The following is an 18,084-nucleotide window of genomic DNA, read 5'->3' on the forward strand; positions in this document are numbered from 1 at the left end:
TCAGCCCCATTTAGATTGATTGTCACTCATTTAAGGGGAAGTGATCCCCACGAATGTAATGGCTTAGCGCTACAGTTTACTTTGCACTCGGCAATATTTTATTCAACACTATGGCTGCCATGGAAGCTGCTAAAAGAGGTGAGCCCAATAAATATTGCGCGAAAGTAGGCAAAGTATATAAGAAGTCCTTAGGAATCAGCACTAGAGCTAACGTTATGATCATCGGTATTGCAATAATATACATTTGTTTTTCACCAATGGTTTCGTTCTTCATGACTTGTATACCGTTAATCGATATGATGCCACAGACGATGGCGAATACGCCTCCGATGACAGCTGTTGGAATAGAAGATATTAATGCCGCTAATTTACTTGAACAACCAAAGATGACGAACCATCCTCCTACAGCGAGAAAGACTCGGCGGCTCGCAACACCTGTAATGGAGATAATACCTGCATTGGTAGAATAGCCTGTAACAGGTGTTGATCCAAGTAAAGAAGCAATAAGACAGCTAATTCCTTCTCCAATCACACCTCGGTTAATGTTCTTATCGGTTAACGGTTTATCGATCACGTTGCTGATAGCAAACCATGTACCTGTTGTTTCAGCGAGCAGAACAAGATAAATAATGACCATGGTGATAATAGCAGAAAAGTCGAAAGAAAATCCGAAATCTTTAAAAGGTACCCGCGGCATACTAAACCACTTGGCGTTTCCAATAGCAGAGAAATCTAAGACGCCCATAAAATTGGCAGTAATACATCCAACAATTAACGCGATCATGACGGAAGTCGTTCGGAATAGGGATCCTTTATTACCAAGCAACGAACCTAGGATTACGAATAGAATAAGCACAGCACCTGAAATAAGGGCTAATAATACATTTTGATTAATTGTAGCATCAGTAGCGCCATAAATATTATCTCTAATGGCAACAGGCAATAAAGAAAGTCCTACAATGAATATGATCGTACCGCCTACAATTGGAGGAATAAACGATTTAACAATTTTATTGAAAATGCCGGTATAGCCCAAAATGATAACTAAGATTGCACCAATTAAGCTGGCACCTAACACGGAACTCCAACCTAATTCTCCGCCACCACTTGTGGCATAAATACTAATGATCGCCCCAAGCGGAACATAAGAAGGACCTTGGGCCATAGGAAGTTTCATACAGAAATAAGTTTGCACAATCGTTGCAAGTCCAGCTGCAATAAAAGTAGATTGAATCAATGCACTTGACTGATTGGGTTGTAAACCGATTAACATCGCAATAAGGAAAGGAACGACATAAACGTCCATTGCTAATACATGCTGTAAACCTAGGATGGCCGATTTACCGAATGAAAGTTTATCATCGGGTAAGACTGTTAAATGTTGTGATTTCATTTGAGTGTTTTCTTGCTTATCTGCTTGTGTTTTCACCCAGCTCTACACCTCGTAGTTTCTATTTTATTTATTTTCTTAACGTGAATGAACTTTATCACCTTGTACCCAGACTTCACGTATATTTTCAGGTCGAACAAGATACATCATTTTTTGGAAAACATCATCTAAATCTTCATTATCATTGAATATCGGCAATTTGGCAGATGGACATTTCGTATCAATAATTTGTACATCCCATACATAGTTTTCTTGAATGCGACCGATGGGTAAGCTTAGACTTTCCCCTCCGCCAGCAGTAGCAAGATAGAATGCTTCATGTATTGTAATCCGTGATCCTGGTACGCCACGATCTTGGGCAGAAAGGGAGGGATTAACACCATCCTCTAGCATTCTTGAAGACATGACAGCTTGTCTTATATTATCGAATAGACTAGGGGAGAACCCTCCAGATATATCAGATCCTAAACCAATCTCGACACCTTTGGATTGGAAATGAGCGACTGGGATGACACTGTTGGCGAAATACGCGTTCGATATTGGACAATGAGCGATAGCCGTTCCTGTCTGAGCAAATAAATCGACATCTTGATCATCTAGGAAATTAGAATGTGCCATGACAGATTTATCACGCAATAGACCAAAATCATGCAAGGCAAAGGCATCATTCTTATTGTATCGATCTTGAACGTATCCGTGCGCCCAATCACTTTCACTACAGTGGGATTGAACATACGTATCGTATTTAGCTGCGAGCGCCCCTAATCCTTGTAATCCCTCATCTGTACAGCTTGGAATGAATCTCGGTGTCACTACGGGATAAACGCCTTGTTTCGTGGACTTGGCTAATTCTTGTACAGCGATAATAAATTCTTCCGTATCCGCTAGTGCCGTAGGTGTGTCGGCATCGCGATAGTTTTCTGGATTTTGCTCAGGATCGTCCATCACAACTTTCCCAACGAGTCCACGTTGCCCCTTAGTAGCACATATCTCAGCTAACAATAAACTGGCTTCTTTATGCACCGTTGCAAAATACAGTGCTGTCGTTGTTCCGTTTGCGAGTAAAGTGCTTACCACATCATCGTAGACTTTTTTTGCAAAATCTAGATCTGAGAATTTAGACTCCAGTGGGAAGGTATATGTATTTAACCAATCATAGAGTGGGATATCTAATGCTGTTCCAGATTGGGCCCATTGCGGTGCGTGAACATGCAAATCGACAAAACCAGGCAAGAAATACTGTCCTTCCGCTAATTGATGGAAGTTGTTAGTGCCTTGATACGTATCTAGCAAAGGTTGATAGTCAGCATCTTCTGGTGCAATGATTTTTTCAATCATTCCATCCGTATTGATGCAGAACAGATAGTCTTTTAATATTTGAATTTCTTTGGGAGATTTACTGGAAAAAGCAGTTCCTTGAAATAAATGCATATATTGATTCATATTTACCGCCCTAATGTTCGTTTTTTGAGTTGCATTTGTTATTATAAATCGAAAAAAATGATAAGTCCATAGTGAAAAGACGAATTTATCGGTGGTGTTGTAACTATGGTGATCACAAACTTTAGTTCAATCTATAGAGCATAGAATTGAATAATACATACGTATTCCCGTACATAATTTACCCCAAGCCCACAAAGATGAAGTGTGATAGGATAAGGTTACATTTAAATTCCCCACGGGGGTAAAAAAAGGGAGCATCATGAGAATTATTATTTCGCCTGCCAAGAAGATGAAGAGGGACACGGATTTCTTGGATTGCCGCCAGATGCCGCAATTCATAAGCGAGTCCCAGATTCTTCTGGCCTTATTACGAAAGTTGAATTATGAAGAAGCCAAATCTCTATGGAAATGCAATGATGCCATTGCCACGCTGAATGTGGAGCGGATTCGGGATATGGATGTAACACGGAATCTTACACCGGCTATCTTTTCTTATGAGGGTATACAGTACCAGTACATGGCACCTGGGGTACTTCAAACGGAGGAGCTGGAATATCTTCAGCAGCATTTACGGATATTGTCTGGGTTCTATGGAATCGTCCGGCCATTTGACGGCGTTGTTCCTTACAGGCTGGAGATGCAGGCTAAGCTTCCCGGACATGGTTTCAGCTCTATCTACGAGTTCTGGAACAGGAAGCTTGCGGATCAGCTATTGTCGGAGAGTGACATCATTCTGAATCTGGCCTCCAAGGAATACAGCAAGTGCATCTCCCCGTATGTTGGCGGAAACGTTCGAATGATTAGCTGTGTATTCGGACAGGAAATCGGTGGTAAGGTGGTTGAAAGAGCGACCCTGGTCAAGATGGCCAGAGGTGAAATGGTACGCTTCATGGCCGAGCGGCAAATCAGCTGTGTAGAGGATATCAAAGGCTTCGACGGGTTTGATTTCAGCTTTGCTGATGAGCTGTCGGATGAGAGTACGTATGTGTTTATACAAAAAAAGAATGAATTGAGTAAGTAGTACATTATGGGTAATCCTGAAGGCGGTTGAACAACCAACTTCAGGGTTACCCTTTTTTTTGGTCAACGAAACCAGATGTGAAATTCTAGAATTATAAAGGGGATAGATTGCGGTATAGAGAATAGAGTTTGGATGGAATAAGAACAGGTGAAAGAGGAGGACTTATGATTGTTAAAAGAGATCTATTGGACAAACAGAGCTTACTTAAAGAATTGGATTCACTAGGTTATACCGACAGAATTAAAAAAGTAGCGATATTAGGCCGTGATCATCTTGGATCTGCCCAGTACTCCCAATTACTAGCCTCATTGCTGGAGGATGGTGTTTATGAAGCACGTCTTGCATTAATCGGTGCTATTGCAACACAGGATGCCGCTATTGTTCTGTCAGCACTGCAGCATCCCATGGCAAGTATTAGAAATACGGCTGCGGGTCTTTTGGCAAAGGTTGCTCTAGATGCTGATATTGAACGTGAGCTTCCCCATTTATCACATGATTGCCGTCGCAAGCTGCTGCACAGTATTTCACAGATTAACCGTCAGGAATTGGCGGAACGCTTATTGCCTGTGGTGTACGCCCGATGGGGAGCGGAGGAGGCAGCTATTGTACTGCAGGCCTGTTATACGGCAACAGTGAGTAAATGGCTTACTGATATCGGATATGCCATAAAAGAATGGAAGAAATTATCCAGCAGGCATCTTGACGTCGTAGCGGAATACTTTGAAACAACGCTAGAAAGCACACCATTCAGGGAAAAGGGATATGTCTGGTGGAGGTTCTCATCATCTATGGAGATCCTATGCAAACTGAAGGCGGATCTGGTGCTTAAGTGCGCGATGAATCATGGACCTATGGGTATCATAAATCCTGCATTAAAAGTACAACTTGGCCCAATGTTACGTCAAAATTCTAATGAGGTGTATCAGCTGCTGATACGAACGGAGTCTAGGAACGATCTGATTTCTTATGGTGTTCCTGAAGGTGTTCTAAAAAGAAAAAAATATTTATCCATTGACCAATGGATTGAGATAGCGAAATTACTCGCAGATCACCCTATGCATATAGCGAAGCTGCTTCGTAATATTGCACCTTCCAACCGCAAAGTAATTTTTGATGCTGTATATGAAGAAGATAAACGCAAAGAACGCATTTTTCCGGAAAGATTACTGTATGTATTACCGCATGCCTTGCGTGACAAGGAAGCCGCCCGGATGATTGGCCTTCGTGAAATCAATGATGACCGGGATAGAGCAATTAGAATTACGGCTTGCCGTTCTATTCTTCATTCAAGAGCGGGGCTTGAACAAGCAACAAAGGTATCCAGTGCAGACGAACGCGCCACGGCGCTTATGCAGTTGATCAGAAGTACGGTTCTGTCTAGACAGGGTATGAATGAGACTTTGGTGTACTTGGGCCGGATTAGAAATGATCAGGATCCTGTTCGGGGCGCAGTACTTAAAGAGCTTTCGGACAGCCCTGCATCTGTGTTCACGGATGCCCATGTACAAGAACTTACTTTGCTTGTTGATAGTATTATAGATGCCAGAGATACTTCATATGGTACGAAGTTTTCCGTTCAACAATTGGCATTTGTTATTCTGCGGCATAACGCATTGCATCCTCACAGTGAGCTGTTCAAGTTCTCTTTAAATACAATCCGGAAACTAGCCAAGCAGAACGGACAGCTTTCACTTCCATCCTTGGAGAAGAATTTACCACAGGGAGTAGAAGAGATTATCTTCGACGAAATTTATACATTAGCTGTACAGGCCAGCAAAAGAGAAGACTACAATCTGGTGATTAGCCTGGCTAGCTCATTCGGTAAAAGAGGTTACGGCATCGTAAAACTTCAGAATCTGTTAAAGGAAGCAATGAGAGCAAAAGCAGATTCTACAGCCATACAAGCGGCCAGACACTGGCTTGCACCTCATACAAAGCGTGATGAAAGAGTTAAAGAATTACTGGCTTTGGATAAATCGTATATTACGATATTTGAAGTCTTCCGGCATCTGCATCTGAAGCGTCAAGAATGGCTCGATCCCTTTATTTCGGGGGGAGTTATTAAGGGCAAGTTCCTATCGGGTAAAACGATCTATCCTGTGCCGGCTGCGGATGGATTCTATAGGTGGTTGCCGCGTCAGCAACAAGCATTAAGTTCCTTATTAGAAAAAATTGCATTCGATGCCAAGCGCAGTCTTTCGGAGCGTTCAAGAGTTATTAAGATCATGGCAAGTATGCCTGATCTTGGGCCGGATAGGTTACTTGAGCTTGTACAGGATGATGAAGTAACTGTAGTAGAAGCTGCACTTCATGCACTTTCACTCATGGAAGAACCGGAGAAGGCACTTGCCGTTCTTCTGGAGAATCTGGATGGGGACCGGGCCCGTGTAGCCATGTACTCGATACCCAGATGCATCCGCAGAGTGAATCCGGTGTTACTGGCTTCTATGCTTAAAGAGCTGCTATATCGGGACAAGCTGAAAATCACTGTAAGAAAAGAGGCCATCCGGTTATTGGGAGCATATAGAAGTGGTGACAGCATTCCGCTATTGATGAAAGAGTTCGAGAAACCAAATGTACACAAGGATGTAATCATTGCTATAGGGCATGCTGCGAAACAGCTTTTAGATGATGAACGCGCTTGGGATCTTCTAAGTGCAATGGCCTCTTCATCAGAAAGTGATATCGCAAGAAGTTTATTATTTCAACAGCCAAATGGTCTTCCACTAGACTATAGACCGCGCTATTTAGGATTACTCATTGAAATTGCAAGTCATCCGGTTGCGTTTGTTGGCAGAAATGCTTTCAGTTCTATGATGCAGTGGACAAATGTAAATGAAGGAGTAGTTGCAGCTACCACCGCTTTGGCTATTACGAATTTGGAAGACAGCACCAGATGGGAATTTGCCATGAACACGCTAATAGAAACATGCCGCGATGGTAAGGTCAATGAGGTTGTAATCGGTGTTTGTCAGACACTGGCTAGTGCGGCAATAAGCGATGAATGGAATGCAAATACCAGAAGAGATTTGCCTCATCGGCAGCGTCTCTTGAAATTGATTAAACAGCTGATATCTTTGCCAAAAATTACACGGATGAACCTTATACCTTTGTATATGGGCCTGATTGACTGTCTGATATTTGATGAGACTTTACAGCAAGTTGTGATGAAATTGTATATAGCAGCAATAGACTGGAATAACGTGGAGGAATCCTCCTCTTATTTGAATCGGATGGTTAGCTGTATTTCAAATCAGCCACAGCTGTTAAGCGATGCCTATAAGCAGATCGCGCATAATTTAAAAGAAAGCACAGGATACTGGAGTCCGGAGACTTTATTGGAAATCGTAGATGCGCTAGAGTCAGAAGGTAGCTACGAATCTCAGTATATTGGACTTTCGTTGCTTGAAGTTGCCGGAAGTGCTCTATTATGGAGTGCAGAGCCTGCAGAGCATTTGAGGTTGTACAGAAATCACACGAACATTACGGTTCGCTCACTAGCGCTAAATATTTGGACGGCGATAGATTAGTGTGTGGCGAATACAGATAAGAGTCGGTGACCTTAGTGCTTATTGTGTCGGCGGCCGCTCTGGCTTTTGTCGTCCTCTACAATTTGACCAATATCAATGCCTCTGAGCGGATAAGTAAAAACCCTTCCCAATTATTTGGAAGGGTTTTTGCTTTGAAAAGGTTGTTTTACGAAGAGGAGGATGCAGCTGTAGCTGAAGCAGCCGTAGCTACAGCAATGGCGGTCTGCTGCGCAATTACAATATTCGTAATACTGGTGGAGAGCATCGTGGTTAAAATACCGTTTCGCACATCATCCACATATTTGAAGGCTACCAGTGCAGTCGATAGCAGCAGCAATTCCTGCTTTGTAATGGACCAATTGCCGAAGCCCTTTTTGGTGCGTAAAAGTTCGTATGTCTCCGAGACTTCCGTAACCATGTTCTCTTTGTTGGAGGGAAGCAAAGATAGCACGCCTAGTGAAGTAAGGGTATATTCCTTATCCAACCGGATGCCCTGTGTACGGAAGACATCCCGTAATGCCAGTACACGAGACACTGCCTCAGGTGCTTCATCACCGAGAACCAGCACCTGTGTCAGAGCTTGCACGCTGTTCCCCGACATAAATTCGGGCTTTAGCGCAGTATAAAGCTGCTCCATCCGGTCCGAGCCACTTTCAACGTCGATATCGGAAAGGCCGAGCATAGCAGAGAAGATATAATCATCATGTCCAGTAAGGAAACGGTGATTCGCTTTCATACTGTCGTAAAACATCTTTGCGCGTTCTACCGTAAGCTGATATCGATCTGTTGTCGAATGAGCGGCGATCTGATAGGCGGCAACGACGAGGTAATCAGAAGCTCTGAATTTGGTATCCTTCAAAATGTCATACACGATCAGCGTATTTGCAAGCTGTGTTTCCTTGTCAGCAGAGAGAGAGAGGAGGGTGGCGATGATAACTACCGAGTTACCCCTAAACAAAGAGAAGATTCCAGTGTTTTCCTTAATGAGCTCGCGGCTCGCGCGAATCGCCTCTTCATCTGCTATTTTGTTCTCTGCCGTGTACAGTAATGCCGCCAAACGGTTGACCATTACATTTTGCCAGGGAAACGCTTTTTTGATTCTCTGCGCGTTCTCTGCGAACAATTCAATTCTTGCTGCATACTGCTCGTTCATTGGACACCTCTCATATATATTTTTTGATTTATATTAATACGGAGATCCTCTGATGAAGATTCATTTGTTGGCGTGCTGTTGTGTTTGTTAGCTGGATATTATGGATCAAACAGCCTTAGGTTAGGGTCTTAACAAGCTCTTTGGCATACTGCTTACCAGAAGAGAGAAGGGTTGCGCTTAGTTCAGGATCATTAACAGACCTTGCAAGAGTAAGAGATCCGACCATGGTACTGAACAATGCGCTACCTTTGGATGCGTCTATTTCCGCCAGATTGGAGATAAAAGCTATCATTCTCTCCAGTTCATGGGTGTAAACCTGCCGAACCTCTTCTGAAGAACGGGATATTTCGCCAGAAAGTGCAGGGAGAATGCATCCCATCTCCGTGTTGTCGCGATGATAAGGACTTAAATAATAATCAATGACAGTATGGATTGGGGGGGGATGATTCTCTTCATCAGCGACTTTCTGTAGAAGTGCGATGGTATCGCTGATGGCATACCGGCAGGCTTCTGCGACGAGCTGTTCTTTATTATTAAAGTGTGAATAAAACCCTCCATGAGTCAAACCGGCCCCCTTCATAATGAATGGAACACTTACATCTTGGATTCCATTAGTGCGAAAAGCCTGGGCTGCACTTTCAACAATCTTATTCCTTACTTTTATCTTATGTCCTTTAGGATACGGTATGGTAATCACTCCACAGCTTTATAATTCTACTCCCAAAATATTATAGTCGTCATAATAAAGCCTGTCAATTTAATGGTTCCGTAGCTATTAGCTCAAGAAATGGGGATTATGGTTGTTGACGCATTTTAAATATGATGGTTATAATATATTACGATCATCATATTATAAAACTTCAACAGGAGGTATCAGAATATGAATAAGTTTGAGTCCGTAGAAACGTTGGTCATTGGGTCAGGTCCGGGAGGTTATGTGGCGGCGCTACGCTCTTCACAGCTTGGTATGAAAACGGCTATTGTCGAACGTAATCAGATTGGCGGAGTCTGTACGCATGTAGGTTGCATTCCATCCAAAGCATTAATTGCAGAATCGCATCGCTATGATGTGCTCAGACAGTTCAATAATGGAGATGCAGCAGCGTCATTTAAGATTGCTCAGGATTTCAAGCAGGGCATTGTGAATAAGCAGGCAGGTGGAGTGAGTTATTTATTAAAGTCTGCTGGTGTGAGCATGCTGGAAGGAGAGGCGAGTTTTATTGATGAACATACGGCTATTATCAATCAATCTGGAGCGGAGCAGACCATTTCATTTAAGTACGCCATATTGGCAACAGGATCTCGTCCGATTGAGCTGCATGCATTTCCGGTTGGAGGGCGCATGCTGTCTTCCACAGAAGCTCTGTCGCTCCCAGAGGTTCCGACCAGCCTGATCGTTATTGGCGGTGGATATATTGGTGTCGAACTGGGGCAAATGTATGCCAAATTTGGAACAAAGGTAACGATTCTTGAGGGTGGAGAACAAGTGCTACCGGGATTCGAGTCAGACCTTGTGGGCCCTGTGATCCGGCAAATGAAGGCCGATGGTATTCACATGATAACTGGGGCGACAGCTGAGAAAGTGGTGCAGAATGCAGATTCAATGACACTACATTATTCACATCATCAGGAGCAACATCATGTTACAGCAGAATATGCATTAGTCACGATCGGCAGAAAACCAAATACAGACGGCAAGTTAGGGCTTGAGCGCATAGGCTTGTCGGTGACGAGTAGAGGATTAATCGTGACGGATGAACAATGCAGAACCGCTATCCCGCATATTTTTGCAATTGGAGATATTACGGCTGGTCCTACACTTGCTCATAAAGCGTCCTATGAAGCTAAGATTGCCGCAGAAGCCATTGCAGGCCATACCTCCGTTGTTGATTATAAAGCCATTCCGCTCGTCGTCTTTTCTAATCCGGAGCTTGCAAGCGTAGGCTTAAGTGAAAGTGAAGCAAAGGCAAGAGCCATCCCGTGTATTATTGGCAAAGCCTCTTTTGGGATTAACGGAAGAGCATTGGCATTGAGGGAAACCGAAGGATTTATCAAAATTGTGGCGAACCCGACTTCAGGCATCGTGATAGGTGCACAAATTGTTGGTATGGAGGCATCAACACTCATATCGGAGCTTGGACTTGCTATCGAGATGGGAGCAACTGTGGAGGACTTGGCTATGACGATTCACCCCCATCCCACATTGGGAGAAGTCATTATGGAGGCTGCCGACAATGCGGTCAGAAAAATGATGCTGAATAGGAATGGTAGAAAGTGAATGATGAAGATAAAAGTAGGTTTTTATATCGGGATTGCGATAGCGCTTATTGTTGGAGGTTCGCTTCTTACAGTTAAAGGTAAGGATGCTGTCAGTCAGGCTGAGAGCAGGAAATAAGGTGTGCTTGAGGCAGAACAAATGACAATAGTGTATCAGAGAGTCCAGGTTCGATTGTAGAGGTCGGCGTGGCTCTAAGCGATTCTAAGAATAACAGGAGAGGTACTATTTAAGGTTAAATCAGTGGAAGGGAGAGAAGTAGATATACTCGCGCCATATGACGAATTGATCAACAGGATTGTTGTTAAGCAAGGTGATCAAGTACAGGAAGGAGCGCCGATGGCGGTTCTGCAAAAAAACAACTATTATACAGACCTCTACATACAGGAAACTGAAATCCAAAAGCTTGAGGTTAACCAAAACATTGGAGTTCATTTTCCATATTTGGATAAACAAGCAGAGGTGACTGGTGTTGTTACTTCGATCTCAGCTGCTCCTCAATTTGCAAGCTTGCGCATGTCACGAGAAAAAGGGCAAGCAGATTTAAGTATGTTTCTTGTACGCATATCTATGGATTCGAATGCTGCTGATCTACTTCCGGGTATGACAGCGGAGGTGAAACTTGATGAAATCACTGATTGACGAGTGGGAGTACGTATCGCGCAGTACGTATTCTCGCCTAATTTTTATAGGCCCGCTTGTCGCGGCACTATTTTTTGGACTCATGTTTTCACAGAATCAAATTAGTGAATCGCCTGTTGTTGTTATTGATGAGGATCATAGCTCGTACTCACGGCACCTGATCACACAGATCAATGCTTCCCCATACATGAACGTCACCAATGTATACGCGAGCCGATTGAACCCAGAAATATTATTGGCTAATGAGCAGGCTGTAGCCGTCATCATGCTTCCCAAACAGTTGGAGCTGCTTCAGCAGCAGGAGATATCTGCGAATATCGGCATCTTAATGGATAATACGATGCCCTCAGGGCTTACTGGCATACGGACCGCGATTCAGGAAGTCATTCAAACCGAAAATATGACACTTTCTATGACCCGTCTGATCCAAAAAGGGATGGATGGACAAACTTCTAAAGGGCTTGCATCTCCCTTGTCACTTCAGCAACGGATGTTGTTTAATCCGACCTCAAGTTATGTGGGCTTTATGGTTCTTGGATTTGTGAATATTGTGGTATTGATGATTACAACAAGCGCAGCGGGTGCGATTGTACCTCGTCTGCGTCACGAAGGGAAGCTCTTTGCAAACGGAAAGTCACCTTATCATATTTGGATTCGTAGTGTACCTTACGCTGTCATGAGTTCTATTTCACTGCTCTTATGCTATGGATTATTGAAGCAGGTGGGGGGGATGCGGTTTGAAGCGGAGCCTTATCTTTTTATTATTCCACTACTTGTTTATGCCTTGGCCTTGTCACTTATGGGTCTGTTAATTGGTTACTCCGCCAAAGACTTGTCCAAAGTCAATTCACGAACTAATTTCATAGTCTATCCATCGTTTCTTGCTACTGGAATTCAGTTGACGCCACTTGCGTTACCAGAGCCCTTTCAAATTTCTGCATGGGTATTACCATTGAACTGGCTTAATCGACTAATACGCGGGATGGCTTTAAGGGATGGGGTGCTAACAGCCTATAGTCAGGAGTTAGGGGCGCTGCTGATCATTATTGGTGTTATGTCCTTATTCATTGGATTACTGGTACTACGGGAAGCAGGGAAAGCTTATTCCAGTCGGGAATCGCTTGTGAATTCGGACGTTCTTCCGAGTAGCAGTTAATTAAATATGGAACCTTGCACAGCCAACGGTTGAGTAATCTAGACCATAGTCGCTCCTTTCCTTTTTATTAATAATGAGCATTCCACACATGTGGAGTGTGTGGTAGTAATATATCGCGAGGGACATTGAAAGGTAAATGTTTCAACAAGGTGGTCATACCCCTATCAAGAAGACAGATGAAAAAAGCTAAGCTACCAGCGCGGATTGATATTCTATCGGTGCGCGCTCTTTCAATTTGGCTTGAAAACGGTGGTAGTTGTAGTAGTAAATATATTCTTCTACAGCTTGCTGAATTTCCGTTCCTGAATTACGCTGATTGAGGTACAGCTTCAATGTCTTGAGATGCGAAAAGAAGAATTCGATGCATGCATTATCGAGGCACGTTGCTTTGCGAGAGTGGCTGCCTTTAACGCCGAATGCCTCTAATCGTGTGTTGTATGCCTGAGACATGTATTGGAAGCCTTGATCCGAATGGAGCACGGCTTCCAATACATGTCTCTTTTTCTTGTCCATTGCTTGACGGTATCAAGCCCGAGTTGGACATCGTTACGCTTGGACAACCAAGCGACAATCTCGTTATTGAATAGATCTTGAATGACGGATAAGTAATGAAAGTTGGTTCAGTCGGAAATATAGGTAATATCGGTGACCATTTTTTGATGGGGCTTCTCCTTTACTAGATTTGGATACCGCTTTTTTAAGTAGTCCATCTGTGCTTTCAAGTAGTCTCGTTCCTCTTCTATGCTTCCAAAGGACGTGTGAGGACGACCTTTCAGTGGGTTAATTTCACTTTTACGCTCATCGAACGAATCTCCTTTAGCTTCCTCAACGTGAAGACCTAGCAACGTGTCAAAGTGTTGGTCAAGTCGGGTTAATTCTTTGACAACTCTCTTTAATTCTTTTGCGATGGAAGACTATCTTTCCCGTGTAAATTGGATTGTTCAGGCTACCCTTTACAGTGTTTTGATGCCATTTGGTTCGACTGTTAGCCGCACCAGTCGTAGTTATAGGTGTTGGAGTCGCTCCTCTCATGAAAAGGTTACAGATCTTAAACATTCACCAACCTTCATGTAAATAGAGTCTGAAAATCTCCTTCACAATAGGAGCCTAATCTCAAGCCTTTTGGTTACGGGATTGACAGTGAGCCGTAGGGCGATAACGACACACTGCGCGTCCCTTCTCACTCACTAGCTTTGAGTCCTAGTTTAATGTGCTCAGATAGATTAGAGTTTTCTTTCTCTGCAAGTACAGCCTTTAGGTTGAACATAATCCAACTCTTGCTTGTTTCAGTATCATAGATATCCTCTGGTAAGATTAAGCGCAAAGGTAAGTTCTCTAATTGCAGACTGATAAGAGTAGTTCGTCCAAGACGTGAAACGGACTTAGGGATAACCATATCAAATTTCTTGTTTTTAGTGTCATCAAGCAACCCTAATATCTCGGCTCAATTTTTCATGCCTGAACCGCTAATGCCAATGTCAATATACCGTTCTACCACTGTAAAGCCTTGTTCCCTAGCTATGTTTAACGCTAACAAAATTTGCTTTTGTTCCGGGGGCTTAGAAACTTGTAAATATGAAATACACAAGCCGTTGGTATAATAATTGTATTCATTTTGTTCAATATCTCCTGCTTCATCTTTGTTGTCTTGAATAGAAATTCTTATGAGGGTGATGAGAACTATTCTTACACAGGGATTCAGGTCATCAGTTGGGTGTTCCTTCACTCTAGATTTTGTGCTGTTTGCAATATTAAGCTCCACATGTATGGTTTGTCAGGGGTTCTCCTATCGTGCATCCGGTTGTTTCTGTACTCTTTTGCATGCAAAATAAAGGAAACGAAGGAGGTGAGAACAATAGAGAGAGTAATTAAGACTTCCACTCGAATTCAAAAGCCCTCAAAAGGATGGTTATCCACTGCTAAATCCCAATACCAGTTAATCATCATGTCGATCCCTGCGATGCTGATTCTGATATTGTTCAGTTACGTTCCCTTGTGGGGTTGGATAATGGCCTTTCAGAAGTATTCTCCTGCCAAGGGGGTATTTGGAAGCGAATTCACTGGATTGGATACGTTTAGAACGTTGTTCAAAGACCCTATTTTCTATGAGGTTCTGAGGAACACGTTGGTGATGAGTATCATGAGTCTTGGTGCCGGTTTCGTTGGTGCGATTGTACTTGCATTGTTGTTGAATGAAGTTAAATTCTCATTGTTCAAACGCACGATTCAAACGATCACTTACATTCCGCATTTCGTATCTTGGATCGTCATAGCTAATATTATCTTGGTGGGACTTTCTCCGGATGGAGGTTTTATAAACGAACTTCTTATGACAGCAGGAATCATTAATGAGCCGATATACTTCATGGCCGAGGGCAAATGGTTCTGGTGGATCCATACATTTGCTGGCCTATGGAAGGAGTTGGGCTGGAGTACAATCATCTATCTGGCTGTACTAGGAGGGGTTAATACCGAACTATATGAAGCCGCTTCAGTTGATGGTGCAGGAAGGTTCAGCAAGATGCGGCATATCTCTATTCCCGGCTTAATACCGACCGCAATGATGCTGTTGATATTAAATACAGGTTGGATATTATCCAGTGGATTTGAATCTCAGTTTTTGTTAGGAAGTAACCTTGTTATTGAATATTCCCAGGTACTCGACCTATATGCGATGAATTATGCCTTTAGTATTGGCGACTACTCTCTAGGGGTGGCGATCAGTATTTTCAAATCGATTGTCAGTATTATTCTTGTATTGTCCGTCAATTTCCTGGCAAGAAAATTAGATCAAGGTAAAATATTCTAGAAGGGAGGAACCATTTTGAGGGGAAGACCTTTAAGCAGTGTCCTATTTAATATCTTCAATTATAGCTTCCTGTTGCTGATCGGCATCATTACGTTATATCCATTTCTGAATCTCATGGCCATATCGCTTAATGAGTCGCTAGATACCGTCAAGGGAGGCATTCGAATCCTTCCAAGAGTTTGGACAACAAGCAATTACGAAATCGTTTTCTCGAACCCTCAGCTATTATCCGCCGCTGTTCGCTCCTTGTTGCGGACCGTAATTGGAACTCTACTATCCGTGTTTATGACAACAATGCTAGCGTATACACTTAGTCGACGGGATTATAAGCTTCGCAAAATACTCACGTTGGTCATGGTCATGAGCATGTATGTGAGCGGTGGGCTGATTCCTTTCTATATACTAATCAAGGATTTACATTTGACCGATACATTTCTAGTATATATTCTTCCAGGATTGATCAGTGCCTTCAACGTTCTCATCGTTCGTAGCTACTTTGACCAATTACCTGAAGGGTTATCTGAATCCGCTAGAATAGATGGTGCAAGTGATTTCCAGATTCTATTCCGCGTACTTGTGCCGATAAGCATGCCGGTTATCGCAACCATTACTTTATTTATCTCTGTTGGACATTGGAATTCTTGGTTCGACAATTATTTATATAACACATCACAGAATCTATCACTGCTTCAGTTCGAACTTATGAAAATATTAATGCAATCCATTAGTCAAGTTACAGGTAGTGCTTCGTCCACGGGTCATATTGATGCAACGTTAGTCAATACAACGAGCCCGGAATCTATTCGAGCAACGTTGACGATCATTGTTACGCTGCCGATTTTATTAGTCTATCCATTTCTACAGAAATACTTCGTCAAAGGTATTACCTTGGGAGCCATGAAGGAATAGTTATCGCAAGGCAATCTATTGTCTTTGATGATAAATAATAAGGGGAAGGGTGTCGAATGTGAAAAGAAAGCTAGGATTATTCATGTCGGTATTACTTATTGTACTACTCATTGTAGGATGCAGTAAGAGTGAGAAAGAGGACGATCTGACAGGTACAACAGAGACCAACACTCCAGTATCAACGACCGATGACAAACCATCTACACCAGAAGCCATTACGTTCAAAATTAACACTACAGATCCCCAAGCGAGATGGGACACGCCCATTTCCAAAAAGCTGACAGAAACAACAGGCGTTTCATTTGAGTATATCCCAATCATTGGGGGATCCGATGTTGCTCAACAAAAGTATGATCTGTGGTTAGCTTCTGGCGATTACCCGGAAGTCTTGAGCCTTCAACCAAGAGTCCTCGGTAAATATCGGGATGCTGGTGCGCTTATGCCTCTTGAAGACTTAATTGAGCAGTATGGTCCGAATATCAAAAAGAAATTCGGGAAGTTCTATAACTTGTTAAAAGATGCCGATGGACATATCTATTCATTGTACAACGTTCAAACGGCCACAGAAACACCAGCAAATTCACAGGCGAATTTTGCAATTCAATACGAGGTGTTGAAGGAAGCGGGATATCCAGAGATTAAGACCTTAGATCAACTTTACGATGTGTTATTTGAGTATTATAAGAAACATCCGACGATCGATGGTCAGCCAACCATCCCGTTTTCTGGTATTGGATCTAACTTTGTATACAATAACCCAACTCTTAGTGCAGGAGGACAGCCTGACCATGGGAATTTCATCATTGACAGCGAGAATCAAGTACATTTGAACCTTGTCTCAGACAATAGCAAAAAGTACTATCAATTCTTGAATAAGCTTTATGCGGAGGGTCTGCTTGATAAAGAAATCTTCACGCTCACTTACGATACGGCTCCATCCAAAATTGCACAAGGACGCATCCTAGCTGGATATTATCCTGAGTGGTTCTTATCAGCGCCAGAGAGTTCGATTAAGTCATCAGGCAATCTTAACCGTCAATATGCGAAGCTTCCAATTCTATTCGATGCAAATGTAGAGGATCATTCTAATGCATTTACACCAACTTGGTCCAATAACAACTGGGCGATATCGAAGAATAACAAACATCCGGAACGTGTCATTCAATTTATTGATTATTTATTTACAGATGAAGGACAGAAGTTGATCAGCTGGGGGATTGAAGGCGTCGATTATGAAATCAAGGATGGGAAACGCTTTAGAAGCGATGAAATCATCCAAAAGATGGCCGCCGATTCCGACTATAATTGGAAGCAAGGGCTTGGGAATAACTATAATCGATTCTCCTTCGGGCATGGAGCTAAGTTGGATGATGGAGATTATGCAACGCCATTGACCAAAGAGTATATGATACGTGGATATGATGATGTGACGAAAGAAGTGCTTGCTGCTTACAAAAAAGATACTTGGGCCGACTTCTTGCCACCACTTGAATATGTTCCTTCATTCTTGTGGCAAATCGCAGAACCAGAAGGCGCTGCTGCCCTTTCCAAGAGAATTCAGCAAGTATGGGATCGTGAATCACCTAAGCTAGTGATGTCCAAGAATTTCGACAAAGATTGGGAAAAGTACAAGAAATTAATCGAATCTTCCGGACAGAAAGAATTGGAGGAAATGTATAACAAAGCATGGAAAGTAGTTGTCGACGAGTACAACAAAGCCATGGGTCAATAGTAGCTTATATTTGAGCATTAGAGA

At 42.8% G+C, this 18,084-nt stretch carries 16 protein-coding genes and 1 pseudogene; 9 read left to right on the forward strand and 8 right to left on the reverse strand.

The window, feature by feature from the left end:
• Nucleotides 1-76: 76 nt before the first annotated feature.
• Together PBAT_RS15465 and guaD are read right to left on the reverse strand one after the other, a co-directional pair.
• Nucleotides 77-1,429 (reverse strand): uracil-xanthine permease family protein, encoded by a 1,353-nt coding sequence (locus PBAT_RS15465; RefSeq protein WP_068650866.1) that lies wholly within the window; start codon nucleotides 1,427-1,429, stop codon nucleotides 77-79.
• A 39-nt stretch (nucleotides 1,430-1,468) separates the two neighbouring features.
• Nucleotides 1,469-2,833: a guanine deaminase gene (gene guaD, locus PBAT_RS15470; protein WP_068650867.1), complete on the reverse strand. Its 1,365-nt coding sequence runs from the start codon at nucleotides 2,831-2,833 to the stop codon at nucleotides 1,469-1,471.
• A gap of 259 nt (nucleotides 2,834-3,092) precedes the next feature.
• Between guaD and yaaA the strand changes: the two genes are divergently transcribed.
• From yaaA to PBAT_RS26395, 3 genes and pseudogenes are all read left to right on the forward strand, one after another.
• The gene (gene yaaA, locus PBAT_RS15475; RefSeq protein WP_068650868.1) at nucleotides 3,093-3,854 is read left to right on the forward strand and encodes a peroxide stress protein YaaA; all 762 of its coding nucleotides are present in this window, start codon (nucleotides 3,093-3,095) and stop codon (nucleotides 3,852-3,854) included.
• Between the two features lie 164 nt (nucleotides 3,855-4,018).
• On the forward strand, nucleotides 4,019-7,384 hold the full coding sequence (locus PBAT_RS15480) for a HEAT repeat domain-containing protein (protein WP_068650869.1): 3,366 nt from the start codon (nucleotides 4,019-4,021) through the stop codon (nucleotides 7,382-7,384).
• Between the two features lie 26 nt (nucleotides 7,385-7,410).
• A pseudogene (locus PBAT_RS26395) lies at nucleotides 7,411-7,497 on the forward strand (hypothetical protein); the annotation flags it as partial.
• Nucleotides 7,498-7,550: 53 nt separating this feature from the next.
• On the opposite strand, the gene PBAT_RS15485 reads toward PBAT_RS26395, so the two are convergent.
• Both PBAT_RS15485 and PBAT_RS15490 read right to left on the reverse strand, forming a co-directional pair.
• On the reverse strand, nucleotides 7,551-8,537 hold the full coding sequence (locus tag PBAT_RS15485) for a DUF4003 family protein (protein ID WP_068650870.1): 987 nt from the start codon (nucleotides 8,535-8,537) through the stop codon (nucleotides 7,551-7,553).
• Between the two features lie 115 nt (nucleotides 8,538-8,652).
• A complete protein-coding gene (locus tag PBAT_RS15490) occupies nucleotides 8,653-9,225 on the reverse strand; it encodes a TetR/AcrR family transcriptional regulator (protein WP_068650892.1) in 573 nt (190 codons plus the stop codon).
• 192 nt (nucleotides 9,226-9,417) lie between these two features.
• Here PBAT_RS15490 and lpdA point away from each other — a divergent pair, with 192 nt between their 5' ends.
• The 3 genes from lpdA to PBAT_RS15505 all read left to right on the forward strand — a co-directional run bounded on the left by lpdA (nucleotide 9,418) and on the right by PBAT_RS15505 (nucleotide 12,610).
• Nucleotides 9,418-10,815, forward strand: coding sequence for a dihydrolipoyl dehydrogenase (gene lpdA, locus PBAT_RS15495; RefSeq protein WP_068650871.1), 1,398 nt, complete (start codon nucleotides 9,418-9,420; stop codon nucleotides 10,813-10,815).
• A 240-nt stretch (nucleotides 10,816-11,055) separates the two neighbouring features.
• Nucleotides 11,056-11,454 (forward strand): HlyD family secretion protein, encoded by a 399-nt coding sequence (locus tag PBAT_RS15500; protein WP_068650872.1) that lies wholly within the window; start codon nucleotides 11,056-11,058, stop codon nucleotides 11,452-11,454.
• Entirely contained in the window at nucleotides 11,438-12,610 is a 1,173-nt protein-coding gene (locus tag PBAT_RS15505; protein WP_068650873.1) for an ABC transporter permease, read from the forward strand. Before PBAT_RS15500 ends, PBAT_RS15505 begins: the two co-directional genes overlap by 17 nt.
• A 186-nt stretch (nucleotides 12,611-12,796) precedes the next feature.
• Here the strand turns inward: PBAT_RS15505 and PBAT_RS15510 are convergent, their stop codons facing one another.
• The 4 genes from PBAT_RS15510 to PBAT_RS15520 form a co-directional block, all read right to left on the reverse strand.
• On the reverse strand, nucleotides 12,797-13,123 hold the full coding sequence (locus tag PBAT_RS15510) for an IS3 family transposase (protein ID WP_084403130.1): 327 nt from the start codon (nucleotides 13,121-13,123) through the stop codon (nucleotides 12,797-12,799).
• Nucleotides 13,124-13,471: 348 nt separating this feature from the next.
• The gene (locus PBAT_RS26400) at nucleotides 13,472-13,666 is read right to left on the reverse strand and encodes a recombinase family protein (RefSeq protein ID WP_084403133.1); all 195 of its coding nucleotides are present in this window, start codon (nucleotides 13,664-13,666) and stop codon (nucleotides 13,472-13,474) included.
• Between the two features lie 124 nt (nucleotides 13,667-13,790).
• Nucleotides 13,791-14,039, reverse strand: coding sequence for a recombinase family protein (locus PBAT_RS15515; protein WP_149466289.1), 249 nt, complete (start codon nucleotides 14,037-14,039; stop codon nucleotides 13,791-13,793).
• Nucleotides 14,040-14,054: 15 nt separating this feature from the next.
• Nucleotides 14,055-14,372 carry a recombinase family protein gene (locus tag PBAT_RS15520; RefSeq protein ID WP_068650876.1) on the reverse strand — a complete coding sequence of 106 codons (318 nt, stop codon included), beginning with the start codon at nucleotides 14,370-14,372 and terminating at the stop codon, nucleotides 14,055-14,057.
• A gap of 93 nt (nucleotides 14,373-14,465) precedes the next feature.
• Here PBAT_RS15520 and PBAT_RS15525 point away from each other — a divergent pair, with 93 nt between their 5' ends.
• Genes PBAT_RS15525 through PBAT_RS15535 form a run of 3 tightly spaced genes read left to right on the forward strand, consistent with a single transcriptional unit; the run spans nucleotide 14,466 to nucleotide 18,060 of the window.
• A complete protein-coding gene (locus tag PBAT_RS15525) occupies nucleotides 14,466-15,419 on the forward strand; it encodes an ABC transporter permease (protein WP_169810128.1) in 954 nt (317 codons plus the stop codon).
• Between the two features lie 15 nt (nucleotides 15,420-15,434).
• Nucleotides 15,435-16,328 (forward strand): carbohydrate ABC transporter permease, encoded by an 894-nt coding sequence (locus tag PBAT_RS15530; protein ID WP_068650877.1) that lies wholly within the window; start codon nucleotides 15,435-15,437, stop codon nucleotides 16,326-16,328.
• Between the two features lie 58 nt (nucleotides 16,329-16,386).
• Nucleotides 16,387-18,060, forward strand: a complete 1,674-nt coding sequence (locus tag PBAT_RS15535) for an extracellular solute-binding protein (protein WP_068650878.1) — start codon at nucleotides 16,387-16,389, stop codon at nucleotides 18,058-18,060.
• The last annotated feature ends 24 nt before the right edge of the window (nucleotides 18,061-18,084 follow it).

Origin of the sequence: Paenibacillus antarcticus, assembly GCF_001637225.1 — a bacterium.
GTDB lineage: Bacteria > Bacillota > Bacilli > Paenibacillales > Paenibacillaceae > Paenibacillus_AQ > Paenibacillus_AQ antarcticus.